General features: G+C 36.1%; 13 protein-coding genes. 4 read left to right on the top strand and 9 right to left on the bottom strand.

Annotated elements, in window-relative coordinates; all coding sequences use genetic code 11:
* Nucleotides 1–24 precede the first annotated feature (24 nt).
* From AC061C_RS03730 to AC061C_RS03720, 3 genes are all read left to right on the top strand, one after another.
* Entirely contained in the window at nt 25–1,896 is a 1,872-nt protein-coding gene (locus tag AC061C_RS03730) for an Nramp family divalent metal transporter (protein WP_478290093.1), read from the top strand.
* Nucleotides 1,897–2,045: 149 nt separating this feature from the next.
* Entirely contained in the window at nt 2,046–2,699 is a 654-nt protein-coding gene (locus tag AC061C_RS03725; RefSeq protein WP_478290092.1) for a metal-dependent transcriptional regulator, read from the top strand.
* Nucleotides 2,700–2,743: 44 nt separating this feature from the next.
* Nucleotides 2,744–3,157 (top strand): hypothetical protein, encoded by a 414-nt coding sequence (locus tag AC061C_RS03720; protein WP_478290091.1) that lies wholly within the window; start codon nt 2,744–2,746, stop codon nt 3,155–3,157.
* Nucleotides 3,158–3,412: 255 nt separating this feature from the next.
* On the opposite strand, the gene AC061C_RS03715 is transcribed toward AC061C_RS03720, so the two are convergent.
* From AC061C_RS03715 to AC061C_RS03700, 4 genes are all read right to left on the bottom strand, one after another.
* The gene (locus AC061C_RS03715) at nt 3,413–5,671 is read right to left on the bottom strand and encodes a TonB-dependent receptor family protein (RefSeq protein WP_478290090.1); all 2,259 of its coding nucleotides are present in this window, start codon (nt 5,669–5,671) and stop codon (nt 3,413–3,415) included.
* A 121-nt stretch (nt 5,672–5,792) separates the two neighbouring features.
* Entirely contained in the window at nt 5,793–7,892 is a 2,100-nt protein-coding gene (feoB, locus tag AC061C_RS03710; protein ID WP_478290089.1) for a ferrous iron transport protein B, read from the bottom strand.
* The gene (locus AC061C_RS03705) at nt 7,892–8,131 is read right to left on the bottom strand and encodes a FeoA family protein (RefSeq protein ID WP_417968408.1); all 240 of its coding nucleotides are present in this window, start codon (nt 8,129–8,131) and stop codon (nt 7,892–7,894) included. The genes feoB and AC061C_RS03705 overlap by 1 nt, the downstream gene beginning before the upstream one ends.
* Nucleotides 8,132–8,300: 169 nt before the next feature.
* Nucleotides 8,301–8,966, bottom strand: coding sequence for an SCO family protein (locus AC061C_RS03700; RefSeq protein WP_478290088.1), 666 nt, complete (start codon nt 8,964–8,966; stop codon nt 8,301–8,303).
* Nucleotides 8,967–9,194: 228 nt separating this feature from the next.
* Between AC061C_RS03700 and AC061C_RS03695 the strand changes: the two genes are divergently transcribed.
* Nucleotides 9,195–11,258, top strand: a complete 2,064-nt coding sequence (locus tag AC061C_RS03695) for a M13 family metallopeptidase (protein ID WP_478290087.1) — start codon at nt 9,195–9,197, stop codon at nt 11,256–11,258.
* A 70-nt stretch (nt 11,259–11,328) separates the two neighbouring features.
* Here the strand turns inward: AC061C_RS03695 and AC061C_RS03690 are convergent, their stop codons facing one another.
* The 5 genes from AC061C_RS03690 to AC061C_RS03670 all read right to left on the bottom strand — a co-directional run bounded on the left by AC061C_RS03690 (nt 11,329) and on the right by AC061C_RS03670 (nt 16,446).
* Nucleotides 11,329–11,502: a hypothetical protein gene (locus tag AC061C_RS03690; protein ID WP_478290086.1), complete on the bottom strand. Its 174-nt coding sequence runs from the start codon at nt 11,500–11,502 to the stop codon at nt 11,329–11,331.
* A gap of 427 nt (nt 11,503–11,929) precedes the next feature.
* Nucleotides 11,930–12,859, bottom strand: a complete 930-nt coding sequence (locus AC061C_RS03685) for a DMT family transporter (RefSeq protein ID WP_478290085.1) — start codon at nt 12,857–12,859, stop codon at nt 11,930–11,932.
* Nucleotide 12,860: 1 nt separating this feature from the next.
* Nucleotides 12,861–13,664, bottom strand: coding sequence for an SDR family oxidoreductase (locus AC061C_RS03680; RefSeq protein WP_478290084.1), 804 nt, complete (start codon nt 13,662–13,664; stop codon nt 12,861–12,863).
* A gap of 10 nt (nt 13,665–13,674) precedes the next feature.
* Complete coding sequence (locus AC061C_RS03675; RefSeq protein WP_478290083.1) at nt 13,675–16,065, bottom strand: M28 family peptidase; 2,391 nt, start codon at nt 16,063–16,065, stop codon at nt 13,675–13,677.
* Nucleotides 16,066–16,095: 30 nt separating this feature from the next.
* Nucleotides 16,096–16,446, bottom strand: a complete 351-nt coding sequence (locus tag AC061C_RS03670) for a hypothetical protein (protein WP_309757735.1) — start codon at nt 16,444–16,446, stop codon at nt 16,096–16,098.
* Nucleotides 16,447–16,448 lie beyond the last annotated feature (2 nt).

Here is a 16,448-nt window from a genome sequence, read left to right as displayed (position 1 = left end):
CATTTGTGTCAACAACTTAAAATCATGACTAAATCTTTAGAAGAAGTAAACCAATCCGTTTCTACATTAAACAAGAAATCAGTATTCCGAAAAATCCTTGCTTTTTTTGGCCCAGCTTATCTAATTAGCGTTGGTTATATGGATCCCGGAAACTGGGCAACAGACATTGCAGGCGGAAGTCAATTTGGGTATGCCTTACTTTGGGTTTTATTGATGAGTAACATTATGGCTTTGTTGTTGCAAAGCTTGAGCGCCCGACTTGGGATTGTAACGCAACGTGATTTGGCGCAAGCCTCTAGAGAAACCTATTCGCCATTTATCAATTATATATTGTATTTCCTTGCCGAAATTGCCATCGCAGCCTGCGATCTTGCCGAGGTTTTGGGAATGGCAATTGGTATCAATTTATTGTTTGATATTCCGCTGATTGAAGGGGTGTTAATTACAGTTTTAGATACTTTTTTGTTATTATTCTTAATCAATAAAGGCATCCGAAAAATGGAAGCTTTTATCATTGTATTGGTTGCTATCATTGGATTTTCCTTTATATTCGAAATGATATTTGCTCAACCAGAACTGGATAAAGTATTGTTTGGATTAATTCCTTCTATGCCTAATGAAGCGGCATTGTACATTGCTATTGGAATTATTGGAGCTACGGTTATGCCCCACAATTTATACTTGCATTCCTCTTTGGTACAAACCAGAAAATTCGAAAGAACTACCGCAGGAATTAAGCAAGCTTTGAAATACAATTTCATCGATTCTACCATTGCATTAAACTTGGCCTTTTTAGTGAATGCTGCCATTTTGATATTGGCTGCAGCCACATTTTATAGAAACGGAATGTTCGAAGTGGCCGAAATTCAAGATGCCCATCGTTTTTTGGAGCCTCTTTTAGGAAGTAAACTGGCTCCCATACTATTTGCAGTAGCGTTGATTGCTGCAGGACAAAGTTCTACTATTACGGGAACGCTTGCCGGACAAATTGTAATGGAAGGTTATCTTAATTTACGCATTCAGCCATGGGTTAGACGAATCATCACAAGATTAATTGCCATTGTACCAGCTGTTATTGTAATTACTATTTATGGGGAAAGTGTTACGGGAAAATTATTGATTTTGAGTCAGGTTATCCTGAGTTTACAACTGGGTTTTGCTATTATTCCGTTGATTCATTTTGTAAGCGATAAATCTAAAATGAAAGGTTTTCATATTGGAAAAGCGACTCAAATCGCTTCTTGGGTAATTGCAACAATTATTGTTTCATTAAATGCTAAATTGGTTTTTGACGAAATAACAGGCTGGCTAGAAACATCTGAAAATCCACTTTTGTTATGGTTAACGGTGGTTCCTTTGGCTTTTGGTTTTTTGATTTTGTTGCTGTACATCGTTTTCAAACCTTTTATTGCCAAAGCTAAAATAGACATACAAAACCATTCGCCACATAGTTTAAAACTGCAATTTTCTAAATCGGGAAGTTATACAAAAAAGAATATTGCGGTTGCAGTTGATTTTTCTAGTGCAGACGAAGTAGCCTTAAATAATGCTTTTGAACTTGGCGGAATAGAAGCGAAATACACCTTGATTCACGTGGTTGAAACCGTAGGAGCTATGATTTACGGGGAAAATATCGATGACCATGAAACGCTGATTGACGAAAAATTATTAGAAGAATACAAAGTAATATTGACCGAAAAAGGCTTTCAAGTAGAAACGAAGTTAGGTTTTGGAAAACCAAATCGAGTGATTCCAGAACTTATTAATGCTGGAGAGTTTGATATTTTAGTAATGGGAACGCACGGTCATACTGGATTCAAGGATTTGATTTTTGGAACTACGGTAAACAAACTGCGCCACAAAATTTCTATTCCGTTACTGATTGTTAAAAATTAAATTCCTGTGCTGAATTTGTTTCAGTATCAGGAGCTATTTCCTGCTATTCGCTATATCTTTTCCTGCTTAAAAAAGCAGGAAAAGGATACCGCTTCTATCAGGGCTAGGACATTTGGAATCAAAAACACTATTCATCAATCTACAATTCTATGACATTTTCAGAAGAGAACTATCTTAAAACCATATACCATCTTACTATTATTTCAGATTCAGAAATAAGTACTAATGCGATTGCCGAAAAAATGGAAACCAAAGCTTCGTCAGTGACTGATATGCTCAAGAAATTAGCCGAAAAAGACTTAGTGAATTATAAAAAATATCAAGGTGTTTCCTTGACAGATCACGGTAAAATAGCGGCAAAAATGATTGTGAGAAAACACCGTCTTTGGGAAGTTTTTTTAGTTGATAAGCTAGATTTTTCTTGGGATGAGGTTCATGATATTGCAGAACAACTGGAACACATTAAATCAGAAAAACTCATCAACAAATTGGATGATTTTCTGGGAAATCCTACCGAAGATCCTCATGGAGATCCTATTCCGGATGCAAACGGTCAAATTGTTAAAATCGAAAAGCAATTGCTCTCTGAATTGCACGAAAACCAAGCAGGAATTTGTGTTGGCGTTAAAGACACTTCATCCGAATTTTTAAAATACTTAGACAAACAAGGCATCGCCTTGGGTTCTAAAATTGAAATCATAGGAAAGGAAAGTTTCGATTTGTCATTGAAAATCAAAGTTGACAAGCGAGATTTATCCATTTCGAATAAAATTGCCAGTAATCTTTTTGTGAAGGTAACATAGTATATTTGGCCTATCTTTGAGTGAATCATTTAAAATAGTTGGTTATGAAAAATATAGTATTGTTATCATTTTTATTGTTTTGTACATTTAGTTTTTCACAAATAGCCGCAGAGAAAGTTTCTATTGCAAAAATCACTCAAAAAAAGTGTTTCAAGAAAAAGGGATTTACTTTAGTTTTAAAAGAAGTTGTATCTGATTCTCGTTGTCCAGAGGGACTAAATTGCATTTGGGCAGGAGAAGTTACAGTAGTACTTTCGGTATACAAAGATTCAAAACTAGTAGAGGACAACACCATGGTTTTTTCGACGAAAAATCAAGAAGAAAACAAGCTATGGTTTTGTAAATATTTACCTGACAACCAAAAAAATCTAAAAAGTGTTCAGGTGTTGCCTTATCCGAGTAAGGATACGCCAATCAATAAGAAAAAATACTTTGTACAAGTTTCGTATTTAAAATAGTATCAACTACAACCGCAATCTCCATTTCCGCAATCTCCATCAGATTTTTTCTTTTTAAAAAAGAATTTTTTAATGAGAAAACCCACTGCTATGGCAAGGGCACTAAAAGCTAATATTTCTTGAAAATCCATACCGTAAAAATAACAAAAAGCAACCGATTAAGGTTGCTTCTTTGAGTTAAAGGAAATACAATTTTTTAGGTATCTAGTAAATTGCTTTTATCCTATTTTGTTAAAAGATGAGTTCGTTACATCGTTAGAATTTTGCTCCAACAGATATAAAGAATGTTCTTCCTTCACCTGGTAAAATACCTGGTCCAGGGTACCCTCCAGCTCTTCTAGTAGCGTAGGTCTCATCAGTTAGGTTATTAATTCCAGATCTAAGATTGTAATTTTTCAGGAATTTATATTCAGCTGACAAATCCATTACAGTATACCCTTCTAACAAACCTATTACTCCGTTTGCTGATGGTGTTGTTGTATTATTGGCATCGGTATAAATTTTTCCTGATGTTTTGTATTGTAAGGTCGTAGAAAATTGGTTTTTGCTCCAGCTGATACCAAAATTATGAATGTATCTCGGTGCGTTTTCAACTCGTTTTCCAGCTAAATTATTTTCTGTAATTTTTATGTCTGGTTTTGTTCCTGATGGTGAATTAAATTTGAAATCGGTATATCTTGAGTCAATGAAACTTACCGTTGCAAAAACGTCTACATTACCATACAAAGCATCAACATCAAATAAACGGGTTACATTTAGATTAACAAAACCTTCTATTCCTTTATTAACGGTCTCGCCTAAGTTGGTTCTGTAAATAAAGGTAACTTCACTTGGATCGTCATTTCTAAATTGACTGATATTACCAATCCTGTTGTTGTAACTAAGATAAAATAAGCTAAAATCAAAGTTCAAGTAGTTTTTAAATGTGCCTCTATATCCTAAATCAGCGTTATATCCGCTAGCATCTTTTAAGTTTGGATCAATTACATCAGTAACTGCTGGTGGTGTAATGTCTGAGAACAATACCGGTCTGTACGCTTGCGTGATATTGGCATATACATTTGTGCTTCCCATTTTATATTCCATTCCAATTCCAAATAACGGTTGGTTGCGCGTAATGGTTTTGTTTTCGAAAGGTACATCTGCGCCATCTTTTACGCCAAATCTTCCGCTTCCGTTTGAGGAAATATATTCAAATCGAACTCCAGGCGTAACACTAAATTTTGGAGTTACTTTAAATTGATTTTCAACGAATAATGCGATATTCTTAGTGGTGAAAGTAAGGTCTCTCTCATATTTACCTTCTACTGTTAAATCAAAATCTGATTTTGTAGTTCCTTTTCCTATTTGCTGTCTTTGTGTTTCAGCAGTATAGTAACGAGCTCCAAAAGCTACATTATTTTGAGTTTTCCCTATTTTATATTGATAAATATTTCTGTTTTCAATACCATAATTTTTATAAAAATCTCGGTCTACTCTTCTGTTTTCGTAATCATTAGTTGCAGTACTAATAGCATCTGCATTATTAGGAGTTTTAACAAAACCAACACTATTTCTTTCTCCTAATAATCCAAAAACTTTGGTGTTTGAACGTAAACGCTCATTGATTTTAGTATCAAAGTTTAATGCTAACAAGTTCCATGGCGTACCCAACCAGTTTCTTTCACGAAAAGATTGTCTTGCATTAGCTTTAAACTGAGCGTCAGTCAAACCGCCGGACTGTTGCATGGCGTAATCCATATTGGTGTATTCAGCAGACAACTTAGTGTTTTCTGTGAAAGCATATTCTAAGAACACGTGCGAGTTTCTTACTTTGTACCTGCCGTTATCTCTCCATCCGTCAGCGCTTCTCGAATGATTGTAGGCGTAATATGAAAATTTATTGATTTTTCCTCCAATGGCATTGTAGCTGCTCATTAAGTTGTAGCTCCCTACCGTATTTTGCGTTTCAAATGTGAATGCTTTTTTGTCTTCACGTTTTAGTACATAATTTACCATTCCTCCAAATTGTGGGCCAAATTGTAAAGATGCGCCTCCACGAACAAGTTCAATTGTTTCAACAGCTTCTAATGGTGGGTTGTAATACGCTTCAGGATAGCCAAAAACGTCAGATGAAATATCATACCCGTTTTGTCTGGTGTTTAATTCCCAGCTTCTGTTAGGACTTAATCCGCGAACTCCAATATTAATTTGAATTCCAGATCCGTCATTTTCCCAAACGGTAACACCTGGAACTCTAGAAAATACCTCACGAGCATTATTCGTAGTTAAATTCGCAGTGATGCTGGATAATTTTAAAACTTCATTTTTTTTACCCGAAAAAAGAACAGTTCCTTTTATTTCAGGTTGTCTTTCTGGACTTTGTTGCATTGGAGTTACAACAACATTTTTAAGAGTGACCGCTGCCTCATTTTGACTTTTAATACTGTCTTTTTGAGCTTGCGTTAGTTCCTTTTCTTGTGCAAAAATAATGGATGTAAGCAGTAAAGTTGCGGCAAGTAAATTATTTTTCATTTTTATTTAGATTGATTCTACGGCGCAAAAGTAATATACTAATGTTATTTAGACAAATTAAAAATAAAAAATTTTTAAGAATTAACGTTTGTTTATTTTAGTGTCAAGGTGTTGAGGTCCGCTATTTTAGCATTTGATAGGTGATTAACGCGACCACATAGGCAAAGCCAGACATGAAGATCAATTGTCCTACAGGCCACTTCCAGGAATTGGTTTCTTTTTTTGTTACCGCTAAAGTACTCGCGCATTGCATGGCAAAAGCATAAAATAGCAACAACGAAATTCCAGAGGCAAAATTGAATATTTTCTCTCCTGTTACGGGATTAATTTCGGCAGCCATTTTATTCTTAATAGTTACTTCGTTATCGCTACCGCCTACGCTGTAAATGGTAGCTAAGGTTCCAACAAAAACTTCTCTCGCAGCAAACGAACTAATAATGGCAATTCCTATTTTCCAGTCGTAACCCAACGGAGAAATAGCAGGTTCAATGGCTTTTCCCATGATTCCAATATAGGAGTTTTCCAATTTTTGCGAAGCGACAGCATTTTCAAATTCGGCTTCCGGCAACGGATTATTTATTGTTTTTTCAGTGATAATTTTTTCTGCATTATTGAATTTTTCTCCCGGCCCATAAGAAGCTAAAAACCATAGAACTATCGATATAGCGAGAATAATTTTACCCGCACCAAAAATAAAAGCTTTGGTTTTTTCGATAACATTGATGCCGACGTTCTTGAAAAGCGGCAATTTATAATTGGGCATTTCGACAACAAAATACGTTTTCCCTTTTATTTTTAGAATTTTATTCAAAATATAAGCAGAAAAAATTGCCATTCCAAAACCAAGCAAGTAGAGCAGCATTAAGGTCATGCCTTGCATGTTCAAGAAACCAAACAAGCGTTCGTCAGGAATAACAAGTGCAATAATAATTGCGTAAACAGGCAGTCGAGCGGAACAAGTCGTGAAAGGAGTTACTAAAATTGTTATCAGTCGTTCCTTCCAGTTTTCGATGTTTCTTGTGGCCATTATAGCAGGAATAGCACAGGCAGTTCCAGAAATAAGCGGCACTACACTTTTGCCCGATAAACCAAATTTTCGCATGATTTTATCCATTAAGAAAACCACTCGGCTCATATAGCCACTTTCTTCTAGGATGGAAATGAACATAAATAAGAAAGCGATTTGCGGAATAAAGATCAAAATTCCACCAATTCCAGGAATGATTCCTTGTGAAATCAAGTTGGTCAGTACGCCAGCAGGCAGGTTTTCGGCAGCCAATGTGCTTAATGAGGCAAAAGACGCATCGATAAAGTCCATCGGAATTTTAGACCATTCAAATATGGATTGGAAAATGATAAATAATATCAGAAAGAAAATGACGTATCCCCACACTTTATGAGTAAGAACGCGATCCAATTTACTGCGGTAATCTTTAGCGATTGTGGTGTCTATATTCAATCCAACTTTGAGCACATCATTGATAAACTGGTAGCGTTTGATGGTCTCTTTTTGTTGCAATCGTTTTAAATCAGAATGCGATTTTGTAAACGAGTTGCGAATTTCATTTCGATCTAAATTTAGGAAGTTAACATCTTGCGTGATGACCAACCATAATTTATACAACAACTGGTTGGGAAATGCTTTGCGTAATCCGTTAAAATAATCTGGATCAATCACAGATGCATTCAAACAAGGTTCGCTTGAAATCGTTTTGTAACTGACAATCAGTTTTTTTAATTCATCGATTCCAAAACCTTTCCTAGAACTGATTAGTGCAATTTTTGTTTTTAAATGCTCTTCAAGGTATGGAATGTCTAAGGTAATCCCCTTAAATTTCATTCTATCAGCCATATTGATGACTAATATAGTGGGAATTTCAAGGTCTTTTATTTGGGTAAAAAGAAGCAAGTTTCTTTTTAAGTTTTCTACATCTGTAACAACAAGCGCAACGTCTGGATACAACTTATCATTTTTGTTAAGTAGCAATTCAATGACTACATTTTCATCAATCGAGCTGGCATTTAAGCTGTATGTTCCGGGTAAGTCCAGAATATTAGCTTTGGCATTATTGGGTAATTTGCAAAATCCAATCTTTTTTTCAACCGTAATTCCGGGATAATTCCCAACTTGCTGATTCAATCCTGTCAATTGATTAAAAACTGAGGTTTTGCCCGTGTTAGGATTCCCAATTAAAGCAACATTGATGTTTTGATTGGTCATTATAGATTGGTTTTTAAAATTTCAACTTCGATCTCACGAGCAGTTTCTACGCGTATTGCAACATGTGAGCCATTAATGTTAAGGTATAAAGGATCGCCAAAGGGAGCAACTTGAAGGAGTTCGACTCTATTTCCAGGCAAACAACCCATTTCTAGTAATTTCAACGGAACAATATCAATATCAAAGTCTTTGATAATGGCCTTTTCACCTTTTTTTAGAGAATGTATCGTTGTTTGCAAGTCTTATTTAGATTGAATTAAGATTGCAAAAATACATATTAATCCCCTAAAAAAAATGATAATTGATAATTTTTGATTCTTTTTGGATGAATTTTAAGAATGGTTAATTGTTTGGTCAGCTGCGATTTTCAATTGAATTGTAAGCCATTAAAAAAGTCATTTCAAGTTTTTAATTTGTACTTAAAAAAGTAATGTCTTCGATAAGTCGTTTGATGTCTTCTTTGTTTGTTCCGTCATAAAAGCCACGAACTCTTTTTTTGGTGTCGACCAAAACAAAATTTTCGGTATGCACCATATCGTATAATTCACTTGGCTTGCCCAATTTTACAGCCAAGTAGGATTTTCTGGACAGCGTGTATATCTCTTTTTTGTCTCCAGTGACTAAATTCCATTTGGCATCATTTACCTGATTTTTTTTGGCGTAAGCCTTCAAAACGGGAACACTATCAGTCTCTGGAAAAACGGTGAAAGACAGCAATTTCACTTTTGGATTATTGGCGAACGCTTTTTGAACATCGGATAGATTGGTTGTCATTTTTGGACAAATAGAACCACACGTTGTAAAGAAAAAATCAGCAACATATATTTTACCTTCGTAATCTTTCTGGGTGATGGTTTTCCCGTTTTGATTGGTAAATGAAAAATCAGCAATCGTGTGGTATTTACTGATGTATTGCACGGTGCTATCCACTAATTCTGGGTTTACATCTGCTGGATTGTAAATAGGCAGTGTTTTTTTTGGCTTTAAAGCCGAGTAAAATAAAGTTAATATGATTGCTGAAAGCACAATAAAAACTCCAAAAAAGAGACGGTATTTTTTTAGAAAATCGGACATAGTGTTATTTTGATGCAAAAATACGAAATCGGGTTTTGTTTTTATTCAAATTAACACAAACTTAGTGTACCAAACTCCTTGAAATAAGTAGCTCGTGATTGAAACATTTAACATTAAACCTTTAGGAAGTTTTTTAGTCTAAAAGAGGGTATTCCTAAAAAATAGATTTTAACTTAAATCAAATTATTTATTAATAGCCTTGTTAAGATAACTAAAAAACTAAAAGAAATGAAAAAAACTAGCAACAAGCAATTGTTTTTTGTGATTCCTGCAATTATGGGTTTTGCGGTGAGTCAAGCTCAGAATGCTCCGGCAGCTAAAGAACCGGGAATCAATGTAAATTACATGGATAAAAATGTAAAACCAAGTAACGATTTTTTCCGGTATGTAAACGGAACTTGGTTAGACAACACCGCCATTCCTGCTGATAGAACCCGTTGGGGAAGTTTTGATGAATTACGTCAAAGAACAGATGCTGATGCGCTTGCTATTTTAAAAGAAGCGGCTACAAACCCAACTTATAAATCAAATACAGATCAAGGAAAAGCGATCAATTTATACAAGTCGATTTTAGACACAGTTGGTCGTAACAAAATGGGAATTGCGCCATTGAAACCTTTCCTTAAAAAAATTGATGCAGTTAAGAATGCTAAAGATCTTGAAGCTTTATTGATCGAAATGGAACCTATTGGCGGAATTGGATTTATGGGTGCTGGCGTAGGTACTGATGCTAAAAACAGCAGCCGAAATGTAATTAATGTAGGTCCCGGAGGCGTAGGTTTGCCAGACAGAGATTATTACGTTTCTGAAGATGCTGATTCTAAAGAAAAACGTGCGAAATATGTACTTCACGTTGCGAAAATGCTACAATATCTTGGCGATAAGCCAGCCGTAGCACAAGCAAATGCAGAGAAAATTTTAGCCCTTGAAATTGCAATGTCTAAACCAAGATTAGACAGAGTAGAGCGCAGAGACCGTCGGAAGTCATACAACCCAATGACTTTGGCTGAGTTGAGTAAATTAACGCCATCGATCAACTGGAACACCTATTTTACTAAAATTGGTTTGGCGAAAGTAGATACTGTAATTGTATCACAACCTAAATACATGGTGGCGCTTGAAACTATGTTGAAAGAAAACAAAGTTGACCAGTGGAAAGCTTACATGCGTTGGAGTTTATTAAACAGAGCATCAAGCCAATTGTCTACAGATATTGAAAATGCAAACTTTGAGTTTTACGGAAAAACCTTAACGGGTGCGGTAAGCCAAAGACCTCGTGACGAAAGAGCACTTCAAACGATCAATGGAACGGTTGGAGAAGCTTTAGGAAAATTATACGTAGAGAAAAAATTTCCGGCTGAGGCCAAAGCCAAAGCAGAAAAAATGATCAAAAACATCTTCTTAGCTTTCGAAAATAGAATTAACAATTTGTCTTGGATGTCTGCTGAAACTAAGGTAAGTGCATTGGCTAAATTGAACAAATCCAGAATAAAAATTGGGTATCCTGACAAGTGGAAAGACTATTCTGCCTTGACAATCAAAAGTCCACAAGAAGGAGGGAGCTATTTTACAAATGCATTGAGCATGGCCAAATGGCGTTTTGAAGAAAATATTGGTGAGTTGAACAAACCAGTAGACAAAGAACGTTGGGGTATGTCTCCGCAAACGGTTAATGCTTATTACAACCCATCAAACAATGAGATTGTATTCCCAGCAGCTATACTACAACCACCTTTTTATAACTATCAAGCTGACGAAGCTGTAAATTATGGCGGAATTGGTGGCGTTATCGGTCACGAAATTTCACACGGTTTTGACGACTCAGGATCGCGTTACAATGCTGACGGAAATTTAGTAGACTGGTGGACTGCCGAAGATTTGAAACAATTTTCTGCATTAACTGGAGCATTAGCTGCACAATACAGCGCTCTTGAGCCATTGCCTGGGACTTTTGTAGATGGTAAATTTACCTTGGGTGAAAACATAGGTGATTTAGGTGGTGTAAATGCTGCTTATGACGGTTTACAATTGTACTTGAAAGAAAACGGAAATCCAGGCTTGATTGACGGATACACGCCTGAGCAGCGTTTCTTCATTTCTTGGTCAACCATCTGGCGTTCAAAAATGCGTGATGAAGCCTTGAAAAACCAAGTAAAAACCGATCCGCACTCGCCAGGAATGTACCGTGCGTATGTGCCTTTGCAAAACATCGATACTTTTTATCAAGCTTTTGATATCAAAGAAAATGATGGTATGTTCATTGTACCTGAAAAACGTGTGAGAATCTGGTAATACAGTATTTTGTAAATGTAAAACCCATTCGTTAAGGCGAATGGGTTTTTTTATGGAGTAAAGTCAAATTTTACTGTGTTGAAGGATGTTGTTTTTTAGGAGCAGCACTTTTTTGCACCGCACACGAGTCGTCCCGCTGTACGCTGTATTCCCGATAAATAAAAACTACGGCAAAAAAGCCTTGTTTTTCTAAATCGGGAGATGCCGCTTCCATCGGGGCTACTGGAGTTCGTTTTATTTTCATTACAAAATCAGTAAATAGGATTTGTAAACACCTAACCCGTTTCTATAGACGGGTTAGGCAATGTCACATCGAACGCAGTCGAGAACCAATACCCATTTCGATTGCGCTCGATGTGACCACTACAACTCTTTTTAATTAATAGTAAACACCTAACCCGTTTCAAAAACCTGTTAGGTGTATCCGCTTTTGTAACTAAAGATTTACTTTATTGGAATTTGTATCGTGCACTAGTGAGGCGCTTGAGTTTACTTTTGTAATGAAAACCTACAAGTTCTCTATAGCCCTGATGGGAGTGGAAATCCTCCTGTGCCAGTCCCGAAACTTCGGGATGGCACAGGAGATTGTAGCGTACAGCAGGACGATATAGCTTGTGAGAAAAAAAGTCTGCTTCTAAATTTAGTACATGAGTTGAAAATATTTGATCCTTTTACTCCTTTGTGCGTGCTTTTCGTAAAGAGTAATTAACCAAGTATAAGCCAAATAAAGTAACGCCGCCACCAATGGCTATAGCAGCATTTAGTGTTTCGCCAAAGATTGCGGCACCAAGTAAAACAGCAATAATAGGATTAATATACGCATAAACACTACTAATTTCGGCGGGAAGATTTTGCAGTGTATAAATAAAGGCAATAAAAGTAAGTACAGAACCAAAAACAACTAAATACGCTATCGACCACCAGGAAATTGCTGGAATCGCAGTCAAACTCACCGATGTTCCTGTTGCTCCATTATAGGCAAAAAGTAAAATACTGGATATAAACATTTGTAATCCCAAACTAAAATAGGGATTAAAACTAGCCGCTTTTTTCTTGGTGTATAAAGAACCAAATGCCCAAGTTAGCGTTGCTATTAAGGACAAAATAATGCCGAATCTAAAATCAGGAATCATAAAATCACTCAAATGATCGTAAAAAATCACACATATACCTCCAAAACTCACAATTAAACCCATAACCGTTAATCGCGCCAATCGCTCTCCTCTAAAAAAAGTAATTATAACGATCCACAAAGGAACAATAGCACCAATTATAGCACCCAGCCCACTGCTGATGTATTTTACGCCCCAAGTACTGAGGCCGTTGCTTAAAACAAAATTAACGATACTCAGAATAAAAATGGTTTTCCATTGTTTCCCTTTGGGCCAAGGTGTTTTTTTGAATAAGAAAAAGGCAATATAAATAAAACCACCGATGAATTGTCTAATAGCTGCCAGTTGTAGAGCAGGCATGTGTTTTACGCCCTCCTTTGAAGCAATCCAGGTAGTTCCCCAAAAAAAACTAATCCAGCACAAAGCCAAAATAGGCAGCCCAATTGCACTAATTCTTGACGAAATGGCATTTTTAATTTTAGTTCTCACATTACAAATTTGGTTGTGTAAAAGTATACTTTAAAACGGTTTCTAGATAATCGCTTAAAATTATTTTTCGATTAGAATTGCTATCAGTGGTGAATTTGGGTAAGGCCAAATTCAATTCGACAGCCTTTTGAGTGTAATATTCCGCTCTAGTAGGATGATACGGTGTAACTGCATTTAAAGTTTCGCCCCAAACCTGTTGTGACAAAATAGCGTTTATTATTCCTATGCAGTCTTCTTGATGAATTAAGTTTATGGGCGCATTAGGATTTTCTAGATTTTCGCGACCTGCTAGGAATTTTACGGGATGACGATCCTCGCCAATTAGCCCACCAAAACGAAGTATTGTCGTTTTAAAATTGATATTGCTTTGCAATAGTTGTTCCGTTTCCAGTAATTGTTTGCCGCTTTCAGTAGCAGGTTTGGCAATTGTCTCTTCAGTAACATACACATCGACATCATTATAAACAGAGGTTGAACTGATGAAAAGCACTTTTTGAACAGCTGATTTTTCTATAAACGGAATGATATTTCTAATCTTAGAAACAAAGTTTTCCGTTTCTGAGCCACGAAGTTTTGGTGGTACATCGATAATTAGAATCTCAGAATCTGCGAGAAATTCAGTTAGGTTTCCAATGGTTTTATTTTCTGAAAGTACAATTAAAAAAGGTTCAATTCCTGCATTTTCTAATACCGCTATTTTTTCTATAGAAGTAGTCGATCCGGAGACTAAATACTCATTTTTCACTAAGGCTTTCGCCAAAGGCAAGCCCAACCAACCACAACCTAAAATGCTAATTTTTGTCATTATGTGTTTATTATTCGGTTTTTAAGCTATCAGCTATTGTGGTTTTTTGGAATTTTTGAACTTGGTTTGGGATCCATTTTTCTACAACTGGAATGACAACAGGACTTGCTTTTATTTTTTGTCTAATAACAACTGCATCGTTCAATACAAAAGGAGTTGGCATCATCCAGTTTTCTCTTTTTTCTATTTTAAACAAGGGATTTGTCATTAAATCGAACGAACTTTCCATTAATTCCATATCCAAAACGGTAGCAATATTGATGTTAAATTGTATTTCTAAAGGAGCATTCTTCACCACATAATAACTCACTATTTTTTTGCCCTTGCGTTCATACAAAGAATTTTTTTGGCCTAATGTAGTCGCACCATTAGCAATAAAATCGTGGATAGCCATTTTTTCATTGGCAAAAATATCATATCGATTTACGGTTCTATTTGGGGTAATTCTTATTTTCAAATATCTTTTATTTCCTTCTACACGATCTTCAAGGAATGCTATAGTTGGTGTTGCAAGATTTTTTTTCGGTGCTGGGTTAGCATAGGTAAATCCAGAATTATATTTACTAAACAGTGGATATTCATTTAAATCCGCAGCATCTTTTGGATTTTCACCTAGGTAACCTTTAGTCCACGAATCGAGATTTTTGTCATAGGTAGCCCAATTGGCTTTGCCTGTGTCAGCGTTATAGAGATACAATAAACTGTTGGATTTGGCTTTTCCATACTCATAGCCGGATTCTGAATGTGCTTTTGCAAAGAAGCAAATAGCTAGTACAAAAAATAGTACCGACCACATTCCCTTTTTGGCGAAAGCCCCAAAAACAGGCAACAATAATCCGAAAGTCAAAACAGTGAGAATCGCACTTCCAAACAGTACTTTTAATCCCAATCCTACGGGAAACATCTGGATAAACGGAACTATGATAATCAAAGCGGGAATGCTACAAATGAGATTTAGGATTTTATTGGATCTTTGTGTTACAATAAAAACGCCAAAAATAAATAGGGCTAAGAAAACGGGAATTATTAAAAATCCTGCTCCTTGCAAACGAAAGGCAATAGCTCCATTAATCAGTATCCACAAAAACATTGGTGCTACATAGTGATTCATAGTAACTTTCTTTGCCGAGAATCGATTGTAAAAAAGAAAACAAATCGCTAAAGAGAGCAACACAAATGCAGCGATGTAAGCGTGTCCATTGTATGTAAATCCATTAAGTAAATCGTTGTATTGCGGATAAACGGCCAATAGTCCTTTCCAACCGAAAAAGGTAAGTGATCCGGCAACTAGTAAGGCTCCTATAAACGGTATGAAACCGCTTAGGATTTCGCGGAATGATAAAATACGTTTGGCTTTTCCTAAAAATAAGAGGAAGATAAACAGTACTATTGCCACTGCCATCATGGGTATAATCCAACTAAAAGGATAACTGATGAACGTAAAAGGTATGGTGAAATAGATGTAATCTTCGTTAGCTTTAGTAGTGGTTAAATCAGCATTTGAGAAATATTTTAATAACGGCATCAAATAAGAACCTTGATGTGCTAGTGTATTTTTATCTAAATGGTTGCTGTCATCTTGTGCCGTGTGGTAATTGTAATGATCGTCAATAAAAGCAAAATTGTAACCCTGAATATTGCCTTGCTCTCTAAAAACAGTCAAGTCAGTATCATTAGGTAGCATTTTATAAATGCTGTACATCAAGGAGTTTGATACTGGAAAAGTGGCATTTGCAGCTGCAAATTCTTTTACTAATCCTGCATTTCCTGCATTGGTTTCCATCAGCATATAACTGGGTCCAGAAGAACCACGCGCCTCAAAGTTCAGCACTAAACCTACTTCCTTTGCCCACTGATGCTGCGTTACAAAAAGTGCAGCTCCGTTTAACCCTAGTTCTTCAGCATCCGAAAACAGAATGATAATATCGTTTTTATGCGGTGTTTTAGCATATAAAAAAGCCCGAACACTCTCGAGAATAGTCGCTACTCCAGAGCCTGCATCGCTCGCTCCTTTAGAGTAGGAGTGTGGTGCGCTATCATAATGCGAAAGCAGTAGTAAGGCTTTTTCAGTATTAGTTCCTTTTATTCGTGCCAGAATGTTTTTTGATTGCACGAGATTTCCCCAATCGCTCAGCGTATACCCTTGCTGAACTGTGGTCTCCAAACCTAATTTATTCAGTTCTTTTATAAGATAATTAGCTACCACTTCGTGTTCTTGTGAACCTACATAATGCGGTTTTTTTGAAATAGCTTCCACTTGAATTAAGGCACGTTTGGTAGAAAATTCTGCAGGAGGAACAGCTTCATCTGAAGTCCAATGGGGCATCATAGTAAAGTAAATTAATCCTAAAATTACTAGGATGAATAGACTTGAAAAAATTGGGGAATAATCTTTTTTCATTTTGGTTGGTTAGTTTTGGGGTTGTGGTATTTAAATGTCTTTTTTGACTAGCATATAGTAATCATTATCTAAAACCATGTAGCCCTGGTCGTAGAGGAAATAATAGGTATTTCCTGTTTTGGTTTTTAAAATATTGGTAAAAAAATCAAAATCAAAACCTTTGCTTAGGAGTTTAGCCCGAGTGGTTTTAGATTTTCCTTCTACATTTAGTTCGGATAGAATGCGGTAATTTTTGCGCAACTTGTTGTTGATGTTGCGCATAAAATTAGTACTATCTTTATTTATTTTATTGTTGTAAGCGTTGCGACAGCCGTCACTACAGAATTTTTTGTCCTCACGACCTACAATTTTTTCTCCACATTCTAAACAGGTTTTATTCATGG

This window comes from Flavobacterium sp. GNP010 (genome assembly GCF_056428945.1).
Note: the sequence above shows the minus strand (reverse complement) of the source record. Positions and strands in the feature narration are given on the sequence as shown.

Excerpts from the sequence above, each read along its gene's own strand:
- AC061C_RS03675 (WP_478290083.1), bottom strand. The coding sequence starts at position 16,065 with ATGAAAAAAGATTATTCCCCAATTTTTTCAAGTCTATTCATCCTAGTA.
- AC061C_RS03730 (WP_478290093.1), top strand. The coding sequence starts at position 25 with ATGACTAAATCTTTAGAAGAAGTAAACCAATCCGTTTCTACATTAAAC.
- AC061C_RS03670 (WP_309757735.1), bottom strand. The coding sequence starts at position 16,446 with ATGAATAAAACCTGTTTAGAATGTGGAGAAAAAATTGTAGGTCGTGAG.
- AC061C_RS03680 (WP_478290084.1), bottom strand. The coding sequence starts at position 13,664 with ATGACAAAAATTAGCATTTTAGGTTGTGGTTGGTTGGGCTTGCCTTTG.
- AC061C_RS03700 (WP_478290088.1), bottom strand. The coding sequence starts at position 8,966 with ATGTCCGATTTTCTAAAAAAATACCGTCTCTTTTTTGGAGTTTTTATT.
- feoB (WP_478290089.1), bottom strand. The coding sequence starts at position 7,892 with ATGACCAATCAAAACATCAATGTTGCTTTAATTGGGAATCCTAACACG.
- AC061C_RS03690 (WP_478290086.1), bottom strand. The coding sequence starts at position 11,502 with ATGAAAATAAAACGAACTCCAGTAGCCCCGATGGAAGCGGCATCTCCC.
- AC061C_RS03695 (WP_478290087.1), top strand. The coding sequence starts at position 9,195 with ATGAAAAAAACTAGCAACAAGCAATTGTTTTTTGTGATTCCTGCAATT.
- AC061C_RS03720 (WP_478290091.1), top strand. The coding sequence starts at position 2,744 with ATGAAAAATATAGTATTGTTATCATTTTTATTGTTTTGTACATTTAGT.
- AC061C_RS03725 (WP_478290092.1), top strand. The coding sequence starts at position 2,046 with ATGACATTTTCAGAAGAGAACTATCTTAAAACCATATACCATCTTACT.
- AC061C_RS03715 (WP_478290090.1), bottom strand. The coding sequence starts at position 5,671 with ATGAAAAATAATTTACTTGCCGCAACTTTACTGCTTACATCCATTATT.